We start from the raw sequence: 18541 nt of genomic DNA on the forward strand, positions 1-18541 counted from the left end.
GTCAGGTGATCTGGTTGACGCGGCGCTGGACTGCCGCGGTGATGGCTACGACGAGCGTGCCTGCCACGGCGATCAGCCCCAGGATGATGATGACGAGCTCCAGGGTTGAGGCGCCGGTGTCGTCGCCGGCGCGGTTACGGATCTGGTGCCGCGCGGCGGACACGTAGCCGTTGAGGAAGATCAGCATCACGAGCGTGTCCATGTCGTTCTCCGTTCGTCCGAGGGTGTGGTTCAGCTCAGGAGGATGCGCACGAAGGCGGGGTAGCCGAGCAGGGCCATGAAGCACAGGCCGAGCAAGGAGACGGGCACGACCATGTGTTCGGAGGCGGCGTTGGCCTTCGCGGTCGCGGTGGTGAGCAGCTGGGTGCGTAGCGAGGCGGCGCGGGCGCGCAGTGTCGCGTAGATGGCGGCGCCGTCCTGGCCGGCGATGCGCATGATGTCGGCCACGTCGCCGAGCTCGGTGACACCGGTGGTCTCGGCGAGGTGGGTCAGCCCGGTCCAGGACGGATCGCCGGCGAGTTCGGCGCGTAGGAGTGCGTCGCGGATGCGGGCGAACTCGACGGAGCCGCCGATGGCCGCGGCGCGGTCGAGAGCTTCTGTGGGTCCGGCGTCGGCGATCCGCTCCATCGCGACCAGCTCGAGGAACACACATGTCGCCGCCCGCATGGAAGCCCGGGCCTTGGCTGCTTCGGTGCGAAGCGTGACGTCCGGGAGCATGAAGAACACGCCACCCAGGGCCAGGCCTGCGACGGCAGGGACGACGAATGGCAGGGTGACGCCGGCGGCGAGCATGAGGGTGGACATCAGGGCGGGGAAGAGCAGGCCGATGAGCCCGTACCCGATCTTGCGGGCGGCGAGGTCCTCGGGCTGCTGGTTGAGCATGTTCAGGTCGGCGGCGTAGCGGCGCAGCCCGAAGGTCTGGACTGCCTGCGGAAGGACCACCCGCCGCACCGAGCCGAGCGGTCCAGGCGCTCCGATCGGCGATACCGCGGTGACGTGACCGCGTGCTGGTAAGAGGCGCTCGACGGCGGTGACGAGGTCGGGTCGGGCAGGGGAGAGGCCCGCCACGGCGACGACGATCCCGCCGCCCACCAGGGCACCAGCGAGGAGCACGATCCACAGCGTCATGACCCACCCCCGGTGTCATGTCCGGTCAGGAAGCGCGGTTCGGGTGGGGTCAGGGTCAGTGCCCGGATCCACAGCAGGCACCCGGCGAAGGCGGCAGCGATCGCGGCCAGCACGAGCTGTCCCAGCCCGTCGCTGTAGGGCTGCAGGTAGGTGCCGTTCAGCATCAGTAGCCCCGCGACACCGAGGGTGATCAGGGTGACGAGGCGCGCGGTGGAGCGGGGTCGGGCGCGTTCGGCTTCGACCCTGCGCCGCACTGCCACTTCGTCCGAAACGGACCCGGCCACCGCGGTAAGCACTCCCGACAGGCCGGGGCCTCGGCGCCTGGAGGCCAGCAGGAGCGAGGCGACGACGAAGTCGCCGGCGGCGTCGTTCAGATCGTCGGCGAAGGCCCGCAACGCCTGATCGGTCGGCCACCGTGCGGAGATCCGCGCAACCAGTGCGCCCACGTCGCGAGCCAGCGGCGGCGGGGCGGTCGTGGCGGACGCGAGGATCCCTTGCTCGAGACCGACCCCCGTGGCCAGCACATCGGCCAGGCGGCGGGTCCATTCCTCGATGGCCTCGACGCGATCGATTGCCCGGGCGGCGACCTTCGCCGACCCGAGGAGGTATGGCAGCCCGATCACGGCGGCCACCACGATCAGAGCGGCGACAGGCCAGCGGGTGACGGCCCATGCCAGGAGCCCGGCTGCCGCCGCGATGGGCCACCGCCAGCGATCCCACCACCCCTCGGCGGGGCGCCGGGTCCGGCGGCGTCGCGGTCGCGCCGGCGCCGGTTCGGTGCGTCGCAGCCCGATCGCAGCGAGCAGTGCCCCTGCCACGAGGACGGCCCCGCTGAGAGCGGCGAGCAGAGGTGTCATGACCGTCCTCCGCCCAGCGGATTCGTCCACGTGCCATTGCGTTGGTCGAGCACGGACGGGTCGAACCCGACGCGAACGAGGTCGGATAGGCACTGCGGGCGGTGCAGCGGCACGGCGCGACCGTCGGCGCCGGGTCCGAAGACGGTCGTCGTGGCCGGGCGGTTCGTCTCGCCGAGGCCGACGATCTCGACCACCTGGGACACGAACCGGTGTCGGCGACCCCCGGTCGCGGTGTCGTCGAGGAGCTCGATATGTACGAACAGGTCGACCGACCCGGCCAGGAGTCGGTAGGCGAACGTGTCCGTCATCGAGACCCCGGCGGACAGGCACAGGGTCACGATGCGGTCCACGGCGTGCTGTGCGGACCGGGAGTGCAGCGTGCACAAGGACCCGTCGCCGGTGGACATCGCCTCGAGCATCGGCAGCACCTCGGGGCCGCGGACCTCACCGACGATGATCCGGCGCAGGTTCAGCCGCAGCGCATCGACCACCAGGTCGGACAGCGTGATCTCTCCAGCTCGTCGGCCGCTCCCGTCCTTCTCGGCGGAGCCCTCCCGAGCCTCCAAGGCCACGACCCGGGGATGGCGATGGGGCAGGTCGTGCAGGTGGAGCTCGTACTCCTTCTCGATCGTGGCGAACCGCTCCATCGGAGCGAACTCGTTGGCCAACGCCCGGATCAGGGTCGTCTTGCCAGCGTTCTGCAGCCCCGTGACCACGATGTTCTTGCCCGCCCGCACGGCCGCCCGCAAGAACTGCGCTAACGCGGTGTCGAGAGTGCCGAGACGGATCAAGTCATCGAGGTCGACGTCCCGCACCCGGTGCCGGCGGATCACCACGTGCGGTTTCGGTGTCGTCCAGGCCACGGCCGCCAGCCGTGAGCCGTCCTCGAGTCGCAGGTGCAGCGCCGGGTGGGCCGAGGAGAACGTGCGCTCGGCGTTGCCCGTGCGGGCAGCGAGCAGCTGCAGGATCTCGATGAGCTCGGCATCCGAGTCCGCGATCGGCGGGACGCGCTCATCTCGTCCATCGGCGTAGGACACCCAGACGGTGTCGTGACCGTCGACTTCGATGTTCTCCACCGCCGGGTCCTCGATCAGCGGCTGCAGTCGGCCCAACCCGAACAAGGCCGCCATCACTGCGCGTGAGGTCGCCATCTCCAGATCGATCGGCCACGAGTCCTCGCCGCGGCGCACCCGTTCGCGACCGCGCTCGGACAGCTCGGCAGCAACCAGCGAGCGCGCGAGCTCACGGCGGGCACCCGGGGACTCGACGTGCTGGGTCTGCAGACGCTGTGCCAACCGATCGGCCACGGCCCGGCGCACCTCACGGACGACCGACATGTCCGGCGCCGCCAGGACCGGGCCGGCAGCGGTCGCCAGATGAGTGGCTGTCGGGCCGAACCCGTTCGAGGCCGGTCCAGGTCGGGTCGTCTCGTCCAGCCCGGTCACGACGACACCGCCAGGGCCGGGGCCAGTTCGGCGAGCCGCTCGACGACGCCGCGGGCCGACCGGAGCAGCGGCGACCGCTCGAACCGCCATCCCTGCGCACTCCCGGTGGCGAACGCGGTTGCGGCCCACGCATCTCGCGCGACCACCACCGGCCTGCCGGTGCCCAGTGCGGTGCCGATCTCGGTGGGGGAGTAGCCGTCGCCGATCACCAAAGCCAGTGGTGCGACGCGGCCGGCTCGTGCTTCCTGCAGTGTCCGTACGGCCGCGGCGGACGGGACCACGGAGGCCACCTCTGGTCGCACGACGATCGCGACGACATCCGCGCCGTCCAGCAGCGGAGTGGGCTCGTACCGGTGACCCAACCGCCCGACGTCGACCACCACGTCGACTCCCACCGAGCCCAGGTCGCGCGACGCACCGATCAGCGCACTCCAGATCGCGCCGAGCGGGCGGGCCTGCCGAGGATCCGTGACACCCGCCAAGACCATGCGCGCAGAATCCTCGTCGATCGCCACCGCACAGTCGACGACCTGCTCGACCGACAGCGGACCGCGGGTCGCCGCCAGCGCCAGGACTCCGGCCGTGCCAGGCAGACCCGCCTGGAGAAACCCCGTCAGGAGACCAGAGCCGGCCGGATCGGCGTCAACCAGCAGAACACGACGGTCCGGATGCACAAGCGGCCACACCCACGTCATCGCGAGCGCCGTCGTCGTCACCCCGGGACCGCCGTGCGCGGAGCACACGGCCACGACGCTCACTTCGCACCCTGCGCAGGGAGCACCACCAGAGCGAAGCGGCCAGTCGCCGCCCGCATGGCCAACGCCGGCCCGTCGTCGGCGTCCGTGACCACGTCGACGACCACCAGACCGTTGATGTCCGGTGCCCCGACCCGCACGACCGTCGCCGAATAGGAGAGCGGGCTTCCTTGCACTGCATCGGCGCCCTGCGGGGGTGCATCAATGACCAGGACGTCCTCGCCTGCCGCGAGCCCGCCGGCGGGCACCTTCTCGACCGTCAACGGCAGCGGCACTAGGACCTGATCCGGCGGCACCACCCCGGTGGCGGTCACCTCGGAAGCGGCGAGCAGCGATCCCTTCGTCAGCGACGTCGCAGCTACCTGCCCGACGATCTCGCTGACGTCCCTGGCCGGGACGGTCGCGACGGTCGCATCGACCGAGACGGCTGTGGTCGTCAGGTCGTCGCGACTGATCGTCGCGCCGTAGGGCACGTCACGAGCCAGGACGAGTACGTCGACCCGTTGCCCCGAGCTCGACACCAACCACACCGCGGCCAGCGCCCCGATCACGATCATCACGACACCCGTGATCACGAACGCCGGTCTGCGGCGTCCTCGCGGGGCTAGGACGCTCGGTGCGCGAACGGAGACACCGCCGGGCGTCCCGTTCAGCGTGGTCTTCTCACTCGTTGCCGTCATGGCAACCTCCCCTGCAGGCGGGCACGCCGCCGGTGACTACTCCTGGGTGATGAGCACCTGCATCTCACCGATGCGAACGCTCGCCGTCGACTGCCGCGTCACCGTCAGCGCACCCGAAGCGCCACCACCGGTCCACGTCACGTCCCACGTCGACGTCGCAGTCACCGGGAACGCCTCGTTGGCCTGCCCGGCGGAAGACTGCTCGTAGATGTGCTGACACGTCGGCGACGTGACACCACCGGTGTAGTACGGCGTGCCCGGGTTCTTGCACGTCTCCGTGCGCCCATCGCCCATGTCCCAGACGATCTGGCGAGCCTGCGCCGTGGCCGTGACGGACAGCCCCGGGACCGCAGCGGTTGCCGAGTTCGGCCCCCACGTCGTCGGGCCCACCTCGGTCCACAACCACACCGGAAGACCGACCAAGCCGTGCTCGTCGCCCTCAATCGTCATCCGGATCGTCGGACCGGTCAGCGCCATTCGCGCCAATGCCTGCTGGGCCAGCTGAGCCGGCGTCACGCTCGTCCCTCCATATCCGGGAGGGTCCGTCGGACTCCACACCCACCCGTCGACGCCTCCGGGGTGCGTCGCGGCGCAAGAAACCGCGTAGATGGCGCCCTCCGGATAGTGACCACCCCAGATGATGTCGGTCTCGGCAGGCTGGTGCTCGAGCTTCCGCCAGTAGCAGTCATCGCGGTCGTTGAACCATCCGAGGGGTCCCTGGCAGGGGACGACTCGGCCCGTTCCCGACACCGTGCACTCGCGAACTACGACGTCGCTGCCGCCAGGGACCGCCGGGGGAGCGGGCTGGCCCGGTTGGTCGACCTCGATGACGCAGAAGGTGGTGTTGGGTGCGCAAGTCACGCCGGAAGGCACGGCTCCGGTTGCCAGGCCCGCGATCAGCGCCGCAACGCCGGTGAGAGCCGTCAGCATGGCGCTTCGCGATCGACGTTGGACGTTCGGATGGTCCAGTGGTCGACGTAGAAGTAGGCGGTGGATGTCGTCAGGAGCTTCTGGACCTGACCGGGTGCCGCGGCCGACTCACCCGTCGCCGTGTAGACGGGCTGCCACTCCGTTCCGTCGACGCAGTCAACGATCGTGGCGGAGCCGCTGGTGCCGATCTCCACATCCGAAACCGTGGGCGTGAGGACGGGCTGACCAGTGACGGCGATGCCCGAATCTCGAAACGTGAAGACGCTCGACACCACGTCTGCAAACGCCTTGTCGACAGCAAACCTCTCGAGCTCAGGCCCCGGGTCTTTCGTCGGATCGGCGAACGCCGCGATCTTGGCGTCCCAGTAGCCCTTGTACGCCTCGAGGATCGCGGCCTGGGCTTGCGCGATCGTCGGGTCCACCGATGGAGTCGGGCTGGGCGTGGGAGTCGGAGCTGGCGTCGAGACCACCGGTGTGGGCGAGGGGCTGGGCCCGGGATCTGTGCACGCGCCGAGTAGAGCCGCGACGACGATCAGCGCTGTGGCGGTCGCGGCCCCCTTGGTGATCTGTCGATTCCTCATCGGCAAACACCCGCCCCTGTACGGCCCCCGCTCGCACGGAAGCCGCTCGACGACAGCGTCGAAGCGCCCATTCCATACCCAAACGGGTGAAGGACGCGAGTCGGAAAGGTCAGTCGACCCGTGACTGAGTGCGTCTCCATGGGGATAGGTGTGCCACAGATTGCGCAACGCGCGAGTCGCGCGCCCGGAATCTGTGGACGGGGCTCAGCTCGCACGGCGCTGTGGAAGGGCGTCGACCAGTGCTTCCTCGGCGCGACGCGCTGCCAGGACCGGGGATCGGTCGGAGTGTCGGCGGGTCGCCATCAGGGCCGTGCGGACGATGGGGGACTCGACCACGGCAGGCCCTTCGGCGACGATCCGCGCCAGGACGCCGGGCCAGTCGCTCGTACCTCGCAGGGCGATCGTGAGGCGACGGGCCTGCCAGGCCGGGATGCCGAGCGTGGTCGCCATGGCTCGCCAAYCCGGGAACTGGGTGCGGTCGTCGACCCGGGTCGTCGGCGCATCGAGCACAGTCGCAAGGATCGACCTCGCCTGCTGCTCACTCCACCCGACGAGCATGAGGGCGCGCTGTGCTGCGTCAGTCAGCGCCGAGGCTTCGAATGGGTCGCCCACATCCGGGTCGTCGGCGGTGGCCGGTTCCCAGCCGGCCTCGAGCAGGAGGTCGAGGCTCACGGTTGTGCCGACGGCGCCGTCGCGGGAAGCGACCTCGAGCTTCCAGGCGCGGCGGTCGTTCGTCGCGAACCGCGCGGCGACGATCTCGCCGAGCAATTGCCGCCGTGCGACTTGCCCGAGGATGCCCCACGGCGAGGTGGCGCGCCGCAGCGCTGGCTTGGTGAGCTCCACCCACAGCGCCTGCCACGCGGTGGACTCGGCCTGTGACGCGGCGGCGCCTCGCAGGCCGACGCTGATCGCCAAGGGCCGGACGACTCGCTCGCGCAGGTAGTTCAGCAAGGTTGTCCCGGTAGGGCCGTCCCAGCCCTCGTCGTCGATCGCGTCGAGCATCTGCAGGAGCGTTGCGCGGTCCCGGACGACGGCGCCGTCGTGCTCGGGTGCGGTATGCGGTGTCGTCGTCATGCTCGCCTCCGGTGTCGTGGGTGAACGGCACCGAGGTTTCTCAGAGGCGATAGACAGATCGATCACGGCGTCAGTGATCATGCGATGTGATCCGTTTGTCTATCGATGGCGCCGATGGATCACCCGGCGCAGCTGCGTCGATCACATGCCGATTGACCTGCGACGTCGCAAACGCGGGGCGCGGGGCTGGGCAGGTGACTCAACTACTCCATGTCACCGCCGAGATCCGGACGAAGTCCTCGCGGCCACGGGCATCGAGGTAGCGCACGTTGAGCGCGCGGCTCGCCACCCGACCGCAAGACCTCAACCTCGAGAAGACCTCAACCTCGAGGTTTTGCCCCTTGCCGTGGACGATCCAGGCGCGAACCGGGAGCGGACGGACGACGCGGAAGACGGCTACGGCGCAGATCGATGCCGGCAGATCTCGAGCGGCGTCCCGGAGCGGACTCGCTAAGTCGGTACAGGACTACGATTCGGACGTGCGTTCTAGTCGCGCTATCGAACGGGTGCCAACCCACGAGCAGCCCGTCGATGCGCCCGCCGAGGCTCGCACCGGCGAACGCATGGTGCAGCCCGAGACGCCGCTGCCGGTCGTCGTGTGGGTGACGAGCGGGCGCGGCAAGTCGTTCGCGGCAGACGGGCACGCCGTCGCCTGGACGACGTCTCAAGTGCGGGTGCGCTACCTCGACCCGGGCGGGCGCGAAGGGTTCGCGTGGGTGTGGGCATCGGCCGTGGCGAGGCGGTTCACTTACTGAGTGTGTCCCCAATTGGGCTCACACGGGCTCCCCTTGACCTGACACCCGCGAGGCGGGCGGTGCTTGGTCGCGACCCGGCGCCCTGCCGTGGCTGGACTGGTGCCGGTTCCGACCCAGGGACCCGGGAACTGCACCCGCTGCACTAAACCTCCGGCAAGCCAGGGACGTCGCGACCCCGCGTCCAGGTCAAGCGCTGGTAGACAGTCAATTGGATCGGGCGACCAGCGGACCTGGTTCCGCAGCTCATCCGATCTGAGGGTGTAGGTGGCGTCTCTGAGAAGTCCCGCTGCACCTCCGACCAGCTTCGAGATGAGAGACCGCCATGGACATCAGTAAGCAGATTGACGAGTTCGGGATGGGCTCGCGGCACGCAGCCGCACTTCGTGCCGTGCTCGAGCAGTACACACCCCTCGTCGACGTCAAACCCGGGTACATCAGCGTGCGCCCGGAAGGTCGGCGTATCGCCGCGTATTTCAACAAGACGTTCACCGACGTCGTTGTTGACCCGCTGCAGGTGGACACCGTCGCGGTGCAGAACCCCGGGACAAACGCGCAGCCGAAGCGGACCTCCACAACCGCCTATCTCCGTGTGCCTGGGTCGGCCGTGTCGAGCACTCGTCTCGTGGAGTTGGTCCTGACCGCACTGGCACGGCAGGAGGCGGGGACGCGCTGGGGAGGCGAGTCGAGTCGCTCCGAATTGGCCGCCGATCTCGCAGGACAGCAGTGCCAGACATGCTGGACCGAGCTCTCGGTCAGCGGTGCGTGCTTGTGTGACGACTGAAGTCGCCTGGACCCGCACCGCACCGCCCTCAAAAGCCACCTGGCAAAGGTCCGGACCGGGCCGCCGACCATGCTTCCCGGGCCGGCTCAGGACGGGCTCAAGCAGCGACCACTGCTCGTCGGCCAGGTCACTCGGGTACGCCACGACCTGCAAGATCCGCGTGACCAGCGCAGACGTTCGGATTCCGCCCGGCGAATAGGGACACATCCTGTTAGTCCGCTGCCGCGGGCCGCAGCCGATGGGCCGACGGAACCGCTCAACCCGAGATACGAGTCGGGCTGATGTGATCGGTCGGTCTACCGATGGCGCGGATCGTCTTGGAGGTCACGCGCTATCGGCTGCCGTCCTGTAGCGGCCGCATCACGACGACGAAGGGAGCCGCGACATGTCCCTTGACCAGAGCACCCTGACACCCGAAGAGGTTGCACAGATGCTCGGAGCCTCCCCTTGGTGGGTGCGCGAGCAGGCTCGGCGCGGCCGAGTCCCGCATCTTCGACTGGGTCGCGGCAGGATCCGCTTTCTGCCCGAGCATTTCGATGCGCTGGTGAAGATGGTGACGGTCCAGGTGAACGGAATAGGGAACGAGCCGCCAGCCTCACAGCCCGTCGACCTTCGGGCACTTGGGGCGACCTCAAAGTCCATCCGCGCGCATCAGAATCGACCGCATGTGCAGGGCGACGTGCGTTGAGACTCGGCGGTCCTTCGGGGTGGCCGCTGGAGCCGTGCCGATCGAGTCGGCACCTCCCCGCGGCAAGCACCTCCGGGCGGACGACCAGCCGCGCTCCCCGCCCGCCCGGCATCCCCTGGCGAGTGGGTGGCTCGACCTCCCACAACCGAGCTCAGGCGGCTCCTTCAGGTATTGCCGCCCGTTGCCGATGGACCTGGGGTGAACGAGGCAGCTGTCCAGCGTTTGCAGCCCGACAGGAATGAACGCACTCGATGACGGCGCGCGGCGGGTCATTGGCCCCCTGGCACGACCGAAAGGCCGCCGACATGCCGTGCTGGCAGCCCGAGCGAGGGGGCAGCGAACCAGCGTTGGTGACGGGCGAAGCGCGCGCAAGGAACCCGCTCCCGCCGTCCCGGACAGGCTTGTCGGTGTGCTCGGCTAGCCTAACGCCGACCCCTTTTGGGGCCCGTGGGGAGGATCGTGCGCTACACGCCGCTACCCCCTGAGCTGTTCCGGTTCGCCACGTCCGACCGCCTCGACCCCTACACCGCGGTCCTCTACGCGTTCGGGGACGCCAGCGACCGGATGGTGACGTCGCTCACTGCGGACGACGTGCGTGTCCACCTGCACGCGGTCGGCTGGCGGGACGAGCTGGCCGAGGCGGAGCTCGCGTCCACGCTCGACCAGCTGGTGAGCTGGAAGCTGCTCGACGTCGGACAGAACCACACGGAGAGGTACCGCACAGCTCGCGACTACGAGCGGCGCAACCTTCAGTACGCCATGACTCGAGCGGGGGAGGCGGCTCTTGCCGGGCATGTCGCCACGGTGGAGGCACTCGCTGCCACTGGTGCCCTGCAAAGTGCTGTGCTGGACGCGATCGCGGAGAAGCTCGATGCGCTCGCGGACCTCGCCGCCGGACCGGCTGGCTCCGACGAGCCGGCGACCGACCGCCGGATCTTCGTGCGGCTCCAGGAGCTTGAAGGGCACCTCGCGGCTCTCGCCGGCAACGTCAAGCAGTTCAACGGGGAGCTGCAGCGGCTGCTGCGGTCCGAGAACATCGACGAGACGACGTTCCTACAGGTCAAGCAGTCAACGGTGACCTACCTGCAGGAGTACATCGCTCGGCTCGACGAACGTGCCGCCCGCGTGCGCAGGGCGCTGAGTCGCGTGCGCGATGCGGGGGTCGAGGAACTGTTCGGGCGCGCCTTCGCCGGTGCCGAGCTGCCTCCGCACCTGCGCACGCCGGAGCGCGAGCTGGAGTGGCTTGGCCAGGCCGATGCGCGCTGGGCCGGGCTGGATTCCTGGTTCGCGCCGACCGATGGCTCGAGGCCCCGGATCGAGGACCTGAGTGCCACCGGGCGTCGCGCGATCGTCGCGCTGCTTCAGGTGATCGAGCGGCTGCGGGCTGCCCGCCGGCGGCCGTCGAGCGCCGAGGCGGACTTCCGCCAGCTGGCCCGGTGGTTCGCGTCGGCCCCGACCGACGAGGCGATGCATCGGCTCTGGCGGGTGGCGTTCGGGCAGAGCTCGGCTCGGCACGCCCACCTGCAGCACCTGGATCCGGAGACCGTGCAGCCCGGCACGCGATGGGCGGATGCCGAACCGGTGCCTGTCTCCCGCACGCTGCGGGAGTCGGGACGCACCGAGGTGTTCTCGCGCACCGGCAAGGTGCGGGACGTCGCGGTCGTGCGTCGCGAGCGTGCCGCGCAGGCGCGCGCGGAGCGCGAGGCCGCCGCCATCGCGCTGGAGTCGCTCTGCACGGACGGCCGCACCCGGCTGTCCGCGCTCATGCAGCTCGAGCTGCAGCCGTTCCGCCAGCTCGTCGACCTGATCGGCCGCGCGGTGTCCGCCCCGTTGGCAGCGGAACGACGCGCTCGATCAGCGGACGGGCGCGTCGAAATCGTGCTGGCGGAGCCTGCCGACGCTTCGCGGGCGATCCTCCGCACCCGGACGGGGACGCTCGACTGCCCCGACTTCGAGCTGACGATCACACTGACGGGTCCGGCGACGCGCCCTAACCTCGACGACGTGCCGGTGGCGGTCCCGTGAGCACCCTGCAGAACCAGCTCGCGCTGACCGAGCGCGAGGAGACAGCACGCGCCATCCGAGTGCTCCTGAAGACCCCGACGCTTCGTCAGGAGCGCGCGGCCGAGGACTTCGAGCTCGTGCGTCGTCGCCGCGTCGCCGTCACGGAGTGGTTCGACCGCACTCTCGGGTGGTCGGTCGACGTCCAGCCACGCAGCGGTGTGGTCCGGCTGCTCAAGGTGGCCCCTGGAGCGTTCGCCGAGGGGGACGACCGGCCCGCGAGGCGCCTGCGCTCGGGTGCACCGTTCGACCGGCTCCGGTACGTGCTGCTGTGCGTCCTGGCCGCCGAGCTGGTCACACGACGGATCGCCGCGCTCGGCGAGCTCGCGGACGCCGTCGTGCACGCCTGCGCGCTCGACGACGAACTGCCGTCGTTCGACACCGGCCGGCACCAACACCGCAAAGCGTTCGTCGACGCCCTGCTGCTGCTCGAAGCGCTCGGTGCCATCGTCGCGATCGACGGGCGCTCCGAGGCGTTCGCCGACGACGCCGGCTCGGCGGTCCTGTACCAGGTGGACTCCGGCGCGACGTTCCTGCTGACCTCCTCGCCTGTCGGCGCGAGCCAGGTCGCGGGGGACCCGGGTGCGGGGCCAGGCTGGTTCGAGGGCATCTTGGCGGGCCTCGCGACCGAGCCGGAATTCCAGGTGCCCCCGGCGTCCGCTTCCGGGGCCGGCGACGGGGTCGACCCGCGCGAGAACCGTCGGCGCCGCCACCAGGTGATGCGTGCACTGTTCGACGACCCGGTCGTGTACCGCGACCGGCTCCCGGACGACCAGCGAGCCTATGTCGAGTCGATCAGCGGGCGGCAGCTCATGCGCCAGGCCGCGGAGATCGCGGGTTTCGTGCTCGAGGAGCGGGCCGAAGGGTGGCTCCTCGTCGATCCGGACCGTTGGAGCACGGACGAGGTCTTCCCCGGAGACGGCGCGCCGTCGCTCGCGGCCCTGCGGTTGCTGACGATGCTCACGGAAACAGGTCGCCAAGCCGCCGCGGTCGCCGACCTACGCAACGTGGTCGCGGAGCTACTGGCTGCGAACCGCGGCTGGGCCCGGTCGTACCAGGACGACGATGGTGCGAACCGACTCCTGACCGAGGCGGTCGACCTGCTCCGTCGGCACCACCTCGGTGACCTCCACAACGGCTCGGTCAGTGCCCTGCCCGCCGCCCAGCGGTACCGTGCGGCGACGCTCGACGCGGTACCTCGCACGGCACGGCACGCCGTCGCGTCCTCTCCGGGAGTGACATACGAGGACGTCGAGCTCTTCTCGATCGACGACGATGGCGATGCCGCCGACCACGACCGCGAAACCGGAGGCTCGACGACCTGATGACGACGCGCTGGAAGCCCACCCGCGCCGGGATCCTCAACGTCTGGCGCTACTACGACGAGGTCCTCACGTTCCACGAGGGCCGACTCCTGCTGCGCGGACCGAACGGCTCGGGCAAGTCGAAGGCGCTCGAGCTGCTCCTGCCGTTCCTGTTCGATGCGAACCTGCAGGCTTCCCGGCTCTCCACCTTCGGGCAGGGTGCGCGGTCGATGCACTGGAACCTGATGGGTCAGGGGACATCCGGGAGCACCCGAGTCGGCTACGTCTGGCTGGAGCTGGCGCAGGGTGTCGACCAGGACTCGCCGCACATGACCATCGGCGCCCGGCTCCAGGCCAGCCGCTCGGAGACGCGCCCCCGCGTGGACTACTTCCTGGCGCACGGGCGCGTCGGTGCCGACTTCCAGCTGACCGAGGACCAGACGCCGCTCACCGCGGCGGTCCTGCGAGAGCGGCTCGCCGGTCGCGGCACCGTCTTCGCGACCGCGGGGGACTACCGCACGGCCGTGCGGCAGACGCTGTTCCCCGCCATGACCCCGGACCGGTTCGACACGCTGGTCCTGGCGCTGCTGCAGCTGCGCCGCCCGAAGCTCTCCGAGCACCTGGACCCGACGGCCCTCTCCTCGATCCTGTCCAGCGCTCTGCCGCCGGTCGACGCCGCGCAGATCCAGGAGCTCGCCGAGGGGTTCGAACGACTGGACCAGCAACGCGCCCACCTCGTTGGTCTCGACGACGAGGTCAAGGCCGCACGGGCGCTGTCCGAGCAGGCACGTGCCTATGGCCGCGTCGTCGTGCACGAACGGGCACGGGCGGTAACCGCTGCCGCGACGCGGTTCGACAACACCTCGCGGGTACTGCGGCTCGGGGCCGAACAGCTCGAGGCCGCCGAGCGGGAGCGCGCTGATGCCCGTTCGGCCTACGACGACGCACGGCGTCGACTCGCAGCGCTCGACGGGGACCGCGAGACGCTCTCGCGCTCGGAGGACTATCGCAGCGGCGAGCAGCTCGAAGAGCTGCGGCGACGCGTGCAGGAAGCCGAACGTGCGGCCAGCGTGAGCGCTGCCGACCGGGACGTCGAGACGGCACGGGCGGAGCGCTCGGAGCAGGCCGCGCGCGCACGCGAGGCCGACGCGGCCGCCGCCCTGGCCGAACGCACGCGGAGCGACGAATCGCTCCGCGAGAAGGCGAGGCAGCTCGACGTCGAGCACCTCGCCGACAGCCCGGAGGACCTGCGGGCACACCTCGCCGTGCGCCAGGGCCAGGTCGACGATCTCGTCGGGCTCGTCGACGCCCACGACGATGCGGCGGCCGACCGCGCCCGGTGGGACGAGCGGCTGGCGGAGGCGACTGACGACGTCACCGACGCCACCCACACGCTGGAGGAAGCGGAGCGCACGCTCGACGAGGCGGCAACGCAGTTCGCCGAGGCCCTCGGCGCCTGGGCGGACGCGTGCCGGGAGCTGTCGCCCACGCGGGACGACGTGCGGACCAGCCTGCGCGACGAGCGCGTGCCCCCGTTCGTCGATGCTCTGCTGCGGGAGCACATCGCCCGGCTTGCCGTAGAGCGTGCCCTGCTCGGCAGACGGCACGACGAGACGTTCGTGCGGCTCGACGCCCTCGTGGCGGAGCGGGACCTCCTCGAGACCGCCGGCCCGGTCGCACCACCCGCGACACGGTTCCGCACGACGACGCGGGGCACGGTTCCCGGGGCGCCCCTGTGGCAGCTCGTCGACTTCCACGAAGCACTGTCCGAGAACGAGAGAGCCGGGCTCGAGGCGGCTCTGGAGGCCAGCGGTCTGCTGGACGCCTGGGTATCACCCTCCGGAGCGGTGCAGGTCGAGGGTCACGACGTGCTCGTCAGCCCGTCGGCAGCCGTCGGCGGGGCGTCGCTCGCGGACGTCCTGGCCGTCGACACCGCCGCAGCCGACACCGGCCCCGGCACCGACGTCGTCGACAGGGTGCTCGCCGCCGTCGCGCTGGGGACCCAGGACACCGACCCCGGACCGTCGTGGGTGTCGCTCGACGGTCGGTGGCGGCTCGGCGTGGCCCACGGCTCGTGGTCGAAGCCGGAGGCACAGTTCGTCGGCGCCGCCGCGCGTGAGCGGAATCGTCAGGCACGCCTTGCTGCGGTGGCGGATCACGTTGCCGACGCCTCGCGGGAGATCGCCAAGCTCGCCGCGCAGATCGCGATCGTCGACGGACGCGAGCACGCCGCCCGTCGTGAGGCCGAGTCGGTCCCGGCCGACGAGGACATCCGCTCGGGTCGCCGTGCCGTCGATCGCTGCCGAACCGTGCTCGCCGAGCGCGAACGCACCGCGACATCCGCGCGATCGGAGCGCGACGCCGCACAGGGCGTGGTCGAGGACCGTGCACAGGAGCTGACGCTCGCGGCGGACCGGTTGTCGCTGCCGACGAGCAGGGCCGCCCTGTCGACGATGCGAGTCCTGCTGGCGGAGACGTCGCGCGCCGTGGAGGCGCTCGTCCGGGCCGACCGGGAGGCGGTGATGGCGACAGCAGTCGCGACCGAGGAGCGGACGCGCGCCGACGACGATGCGAGCCGGGCCGACGAGTTCGCCACTCGAGCCGTCGACACCCGGAACGAGGCCTCGGCGCTCGTCGACCGACTCGTCACGCTGCAGGAGCATCTGGGCGTCGGGTACGAGCGTGCAGCCGCACGGATGCGCGAGATCGAGACCGCGATCGAGGAGACCCGTGCCGACATCCCACGGCGCGAGCGTGCGAGCACCGACGCGGTGAGAGCCGTCGCGACCCTTGAGGCGCGGTCGGCGTCCGCCGAGGACGCGCACGAGGGTGCGAAGGCGCACCGCTCGAAGGTGAACGAGGAGCTGGTCTCGGTCCTGCGGACGTCGCTCGCGCACGACGCCGGTGCGGTCGTCGACCTCGCCGCCGAGGATCGTGTGCGTGCCGTGCTGGAAGCCGCGCGACGCATCGACCGCGACGTGCCCAGCAGTGAGCGGGAAACCGTGGTGAGCGCGCAGTCACGCCTCTCGCAGCGCTTTTACGACACTGCTCCGCGGCTGGGCTCGCGAGCGCTCCTGGAGCTGGTCGAGGCTGACGGCTTCGTCGTCCCGACGGCCAGCACGGCCGGGCGACGGATCGGCATGCGCGAACTCCTCGACGTGGTCGAGGCCGAGCGGGTCCGGGCAGAGGCGGAGATCACCGAGGCCGAGCGATCGCTGTTCGAGCAGGCCCTCACCGGGGACACGCGCCGTCACCTGTCTGCGACCATCCGCGACGCGCACGACCTCGTCGACCGGATGAACCGCCGGCTGGCAACCGTTCGCACGGCCTCCGACGTCCAGGTGCGGCTGCGCTGGGAGGTCCGCGACGAGGAGGGCGGGAGCCTGCGGCAGGCGCAAGCACTGCTGCTCAAAGACCCGGCGCGCCTCGCCGAGGAGGAGCGCGACGCGCTGCACGCGTTCTTCCGAGCGCGCATCGACCAGACGCGCGCCGACGACCTGGGCGGAAGCTGGGCGCAGCAGCTCGCGGCCGTCTTCGACTACACCGCCTGGCACCAGTTTCGGGTCGAGATGAACCGCGGCGACGACCATGGCTGGCGCACACTGACGCGGCAAGCTCACGGCGTGCTCTCCGGCGGCGAGAAAGCGATCGCGCTGCACCTCCCGCTGTTCGCAGCCCTGGCGGCGCACTACGAGGCGACGCCGCAGGCACCTCGGCTGATCCTGCTCGACGAGGTCTTCGTCGGAATCGACTCCGTCAACCGCGGGCAGATCTTCGCGCTCCTAGGCGAACTCGACCTCGACCTCGTCCTCACGTCCGACCACGAGTGGGCGACGTACCCAGAGGTCACCGGGATCGCAATCCACGCGCTCGCGGCCGGGGCGGACGACGACGACGCGGTCACGACGACGCGGTTCGTCTGGACCGGACACGAGCTGGTCGAGGAACCCAACGACGACGTGCTGTTCGCATGACCCTCGCCCCCGGCCTCGAGCCCCTTCTGCGCGAGTGCCACCGACGACTCTCGACCGGTGCGTCGGTCACCCGGGTCCGGGTACCGGCGATGGACCGGACGCAGCAGGAGGCGATCGCGGACCTGTTCGGACTGGCCGCACGTCCCGCACCGGGCACCTCTTTCCGGCTCGCCGACGTCGACCTGGCGGTACGCGAGCTCACCGGGCGCCCTCTCGAGGTCGTGCTCGTGGAGCTGTTCGGGCCGATCGGTGACGCGCGAGCGGCCCGCGCGTCGGCGGCCGGCGAACGCGCAGCGTTGTGGGCATGGTTCTCGGCACATCCCGTGGTGTGCGCCCGAGGACTCGAGGACTGGGCCGCTGACGTCCGCACCACCGGTATCCGCGGATCCACCGAAGCCACCCGGGCGTTGCTTGTCCGGGCGCTTGACGTGCTCGAGGCTCTACCGTCCCCGGGCGAGCCGCTGCCGGCGTTCGCCGGGCGGCTGCTCAACGACACGCACGCCCTCGATGCCGACACGCCGTTGTCTGGCGTCGTGCTCGCCGCCCTCGCGCGCGGGCACGGTGTCACCCGGCCGGACCGGACAGCCGAGCGTCGCAGCCTCTGGCGCACGGTCGGGGTGCTCGACGACGACCTGTCGTCGACCGTGCTGGTCGCAGGGCTTGCCGCCACGGGCAACTCAACCGCAGACCGACTCTGCCGAGTCGGCTCTGACGCTGGACACGCGGTCAGCCTCACTCTCGCGAACGTCCGAGCCGGAATCCCATTTCTGCCGGGTCTACGCGACGTCTTCGTCGTTGAGAACCCGGCAATCCTTGCGATGGCCTGCTCCGAGCATGGCGGAGCGCCGGCACCGATGGTGTGTGTCTCGGGCTGGCCCTCGGGCGCCGCAATCGAGCTGCTCGTCGGCCTCCGTGCGCAGCGACACTCCCTGCGCTACCACGGAGATCTCGACGGTGAGGGCCTGCGGATTGCCGACCACGTGATCAGCCAGACCGGCGCTGAGCCATGGCGGATGTCAGCCGCCGACTACCTCGCGGTGGTCGCGGCGCACGGAGCTCCGGTCGGACGCATGTCAACGGCGTCCTGGGACCCTGACTTGGCCGAGGCGATGCGGTTGCACGGCATTGCCGTCCTCGAGGAAACCGTGTGGGACACGCTACGGGCCGACCTCGTCGAATCCCTTCGGCCGACTTCCGGTCAGTCAGGGTCCGCTCGGATCGTCGGCGCATGAACGTCGGTCGGGTCTCTGGAAGACCTGGCGCCGCCTGGTGGGACTGGTAGCGAGCGAAGCGCTCTGGGTCAACGAGCGGATCGCACTGGAGGTGTTCGACAAGCGGAGCCGCTCGGGGCCGGGACTGGGTATCCACTCCCGGGTCTCCGATCGACATGACTCTTGCTAGCGACGGCGCCAGACGCCACCAGATGGACAAAGCGATCACACGTCATGCATGAAGAGCCCGGTGCCCGCGGCCTCCGAGGGCGTTCAACTGATTTGGATCGCCACGGTCGAGCCGGCCAGGTCACACA

At 70.4% G+C, this 18541-nt stretch carries 16 protein-coding genes; 7 read left to right on the top strand and 9 right to left on the bottom strand.

Annotated features, from left to right (window positions below):
• Position 1 precedes the first annotated feature (1 nt).
• The 9 genes from AC1DXT_RS06875 to AC1DXT_RS06915 form a co-directional block, all read right to left on the bottom strand.
• Positions 2–202 (bottom strand): hypothetical protein, encoded by a 201-nt coding sequence (locus AC1DXT_RS06875; protein WP_477060579.1) that lies wholly within the window; start codon positions 200–202, stop codon positions 2–4.
• A gap of 29 nt (positions 203–231) precedes the next feature.
• Positions 232–1128, bottom strand: a complete 897-nt coding sequence (locus AC1DXT_RS06880) for a type II secretion system F family protein (RefSeq protein WP_477060580.1) — start codon at positions 1126–1128, stop codon at positions 232–234.
• Positions 1125–1985: a type II secretion system F family protein gene (locus AC1DXT_RS06885; RefSeq protein ID WP_477060581.1), complete on the bottom strand. Its 861-nt coding sequence runs from the start codon at positions 1983–1985 to the stop codon at positions 1125–1127. The genes AC1DXT_RS06880 and AC1DXT_RS06885 overlap by 4 nt, the downstream gene beginning before the upstream one ends.
• Complete coding sequence (locus AC1DXT_RS06890) at positions 1982–3322, bottom strand: CpaF family protein (protein WP_477060582.1); 1341 nt, start codon at positions 3320–3322, stop codon at positions 1982–1984. The genes AC1DXT_RS06885 and AC1DXT_RS06890 overlap by 4 nt, the downstream gene beginning before the upstream one ends.
• 104 nt (positions 3323–3426) lie before the next feature.
• Positions 3427–4146 (bottom strand): hypothetical protein, encoded by a 720-nt coding sequence (locus AC1DXT_RS06895; RefSeq protein WP_477060583.1) that lies wholly within the window; start codon positions 4144–4146, stop codon positions 3427–3429.
• A 38-nt stretch (positions 4147–4184) separates the two neighbouring features.
• Positions 4185–4736: an SAF domain-containing protein gene (locus tag AC1DXT_RS06900; RefSeq protein WP_477060584.1), complete on the bottom strand. Its 552-nt coding sequence runs from the start codon at positions 4734–4736 to the stop codon at positions 4185–4187.
• A 165-nt stretch (positions 4737–4901) separates the two neighbouring features.
• Entirely contained in the window at positions 4902–5795 is an 894-nt protein-coding gene (locus tag AC1DXT_RS06905; RefSeq protein WP_477060585.1) for a hypothetical protein, read from the bottom strand.
• Complete coding sequence (locus tag AC1DXT_RS06910) at positions 5789–6217, bottom strand: hypothetical protein (RefSeq protein ID WP_477060586.1); 429 nt, start codon at positions 6215–6217, stop codon at positions 5789–5791. Before AC1DXT_RS06910 ends, AC1DXT_RS06905 begins: the two co-directional genes overlap by 7 nt.
• Positions 6218–6580: 363 nt before the next feature.
• Positions 6581–7531, bottom strand: a complete 951-nt coding sequence (locus tag AC1DXT_RS06915; RefSeq protein ID WP_477060587.1) for a hypothetical protein — start codon at positions 7529–7531, stop codon at positions 6581–6583.
• Between the two features lie 482 nt (positions 7532–8013).
• Here AC1DXT_RS06915 and AC1DXT_RS06920 point away from each other — a divergent pair, with 482 nt between their 5' ends.
• From AC1DXT_RS06920 to AC1DXT_RS06950, 7 genes are all read left to right on the top strand, one after another.
• On the top strand, positions 8014–8205 hold the full coding sequence (locus tag AC1DXT_RS06920) for a hypothetical protein (RefSeq protein WP_477060588.1): 192 nt from the start codon (positions 8014–8016) through the stop codon (positions 8203–8205).
• 322 nt (positions 8206–8527) lie between these two features.
• Positions 8528–8986, top strand: a complete 459-nt coding sequence (locus AC1DXT_RS06925) for a hypothetical protein (RefSeq protein ID WP_477060589.1) — start codon at positions 8528–8530, stop codon at positions 8984–8986.
• Between the two features lie 385 nt (positions 8987–9371).
• Positions 9372–9674 (top strand): helix-turn-helix domain-containing protein, encoded by a 303-nt coding sequence (locus AC1DXT_RS06930; RefSeq protein ID WP_477060590.1) that lies wholly within the window; start codon positions 9372–9374, stop codon positions 9672–9674.
• A gap of 459 nt (positions 9675–10133) precedes the next feature.
• Positions 10134–11699, top strand: a complete 1566-nt coding sequence (locus AC1DXT_RS06935; protein WP_477060591.1) for a TIGR02677 family protein — start codon at positions 10134–10136, stop codon at positions 11697–11699.
• Complete coding sequence (locus AC1DXT_RS06940; protein WP_477060592.1) at positions 11696–13060, top strand: TIGR02678 family protein; 1365 nt, start codon at positions 11696–11698, stop codon at positions 13058–13060. The genes AC1DXT_RS06935 and AC1DXT_RS06940 overlap by 4 nt, the downstream gene beginning before the upstream one ends.
• Complete coding sequence (locus AC1DXT_RS06945) at positions 13060–17013, top strand: TIGR02680 family protein (RefSeq protein ID WP_477060593.1); 3954 nt, start codon at positions 13060–13062, stop codon at positions 17011–17013. Before AC1DXT_RS06940 ends, AC1DXT_RS06945 begins: the two co-directional genes overlap by 1 nt.
• Positions 17010–18245 (top strand): TIGR02679 family protein, encoded by a 1236-nt coding sequence (locus tag AC1DXT_RS06950; protein ID WP_477060594.1) that lies wholly within the window; start codon positions 17010–17012, stop codon positions 18243–18245. The genes AC1DXT_RS06945 and AC1DXT_RS06950 overlap by 4 nt, the downstream gene beginning before the upstream one ends.
• Positions 18246–18541: the final 296 nt, after the last annotated feature.

Source organism: Cellulomonas sp. P1_G12_2 (genome assembly GCF_056405535.1).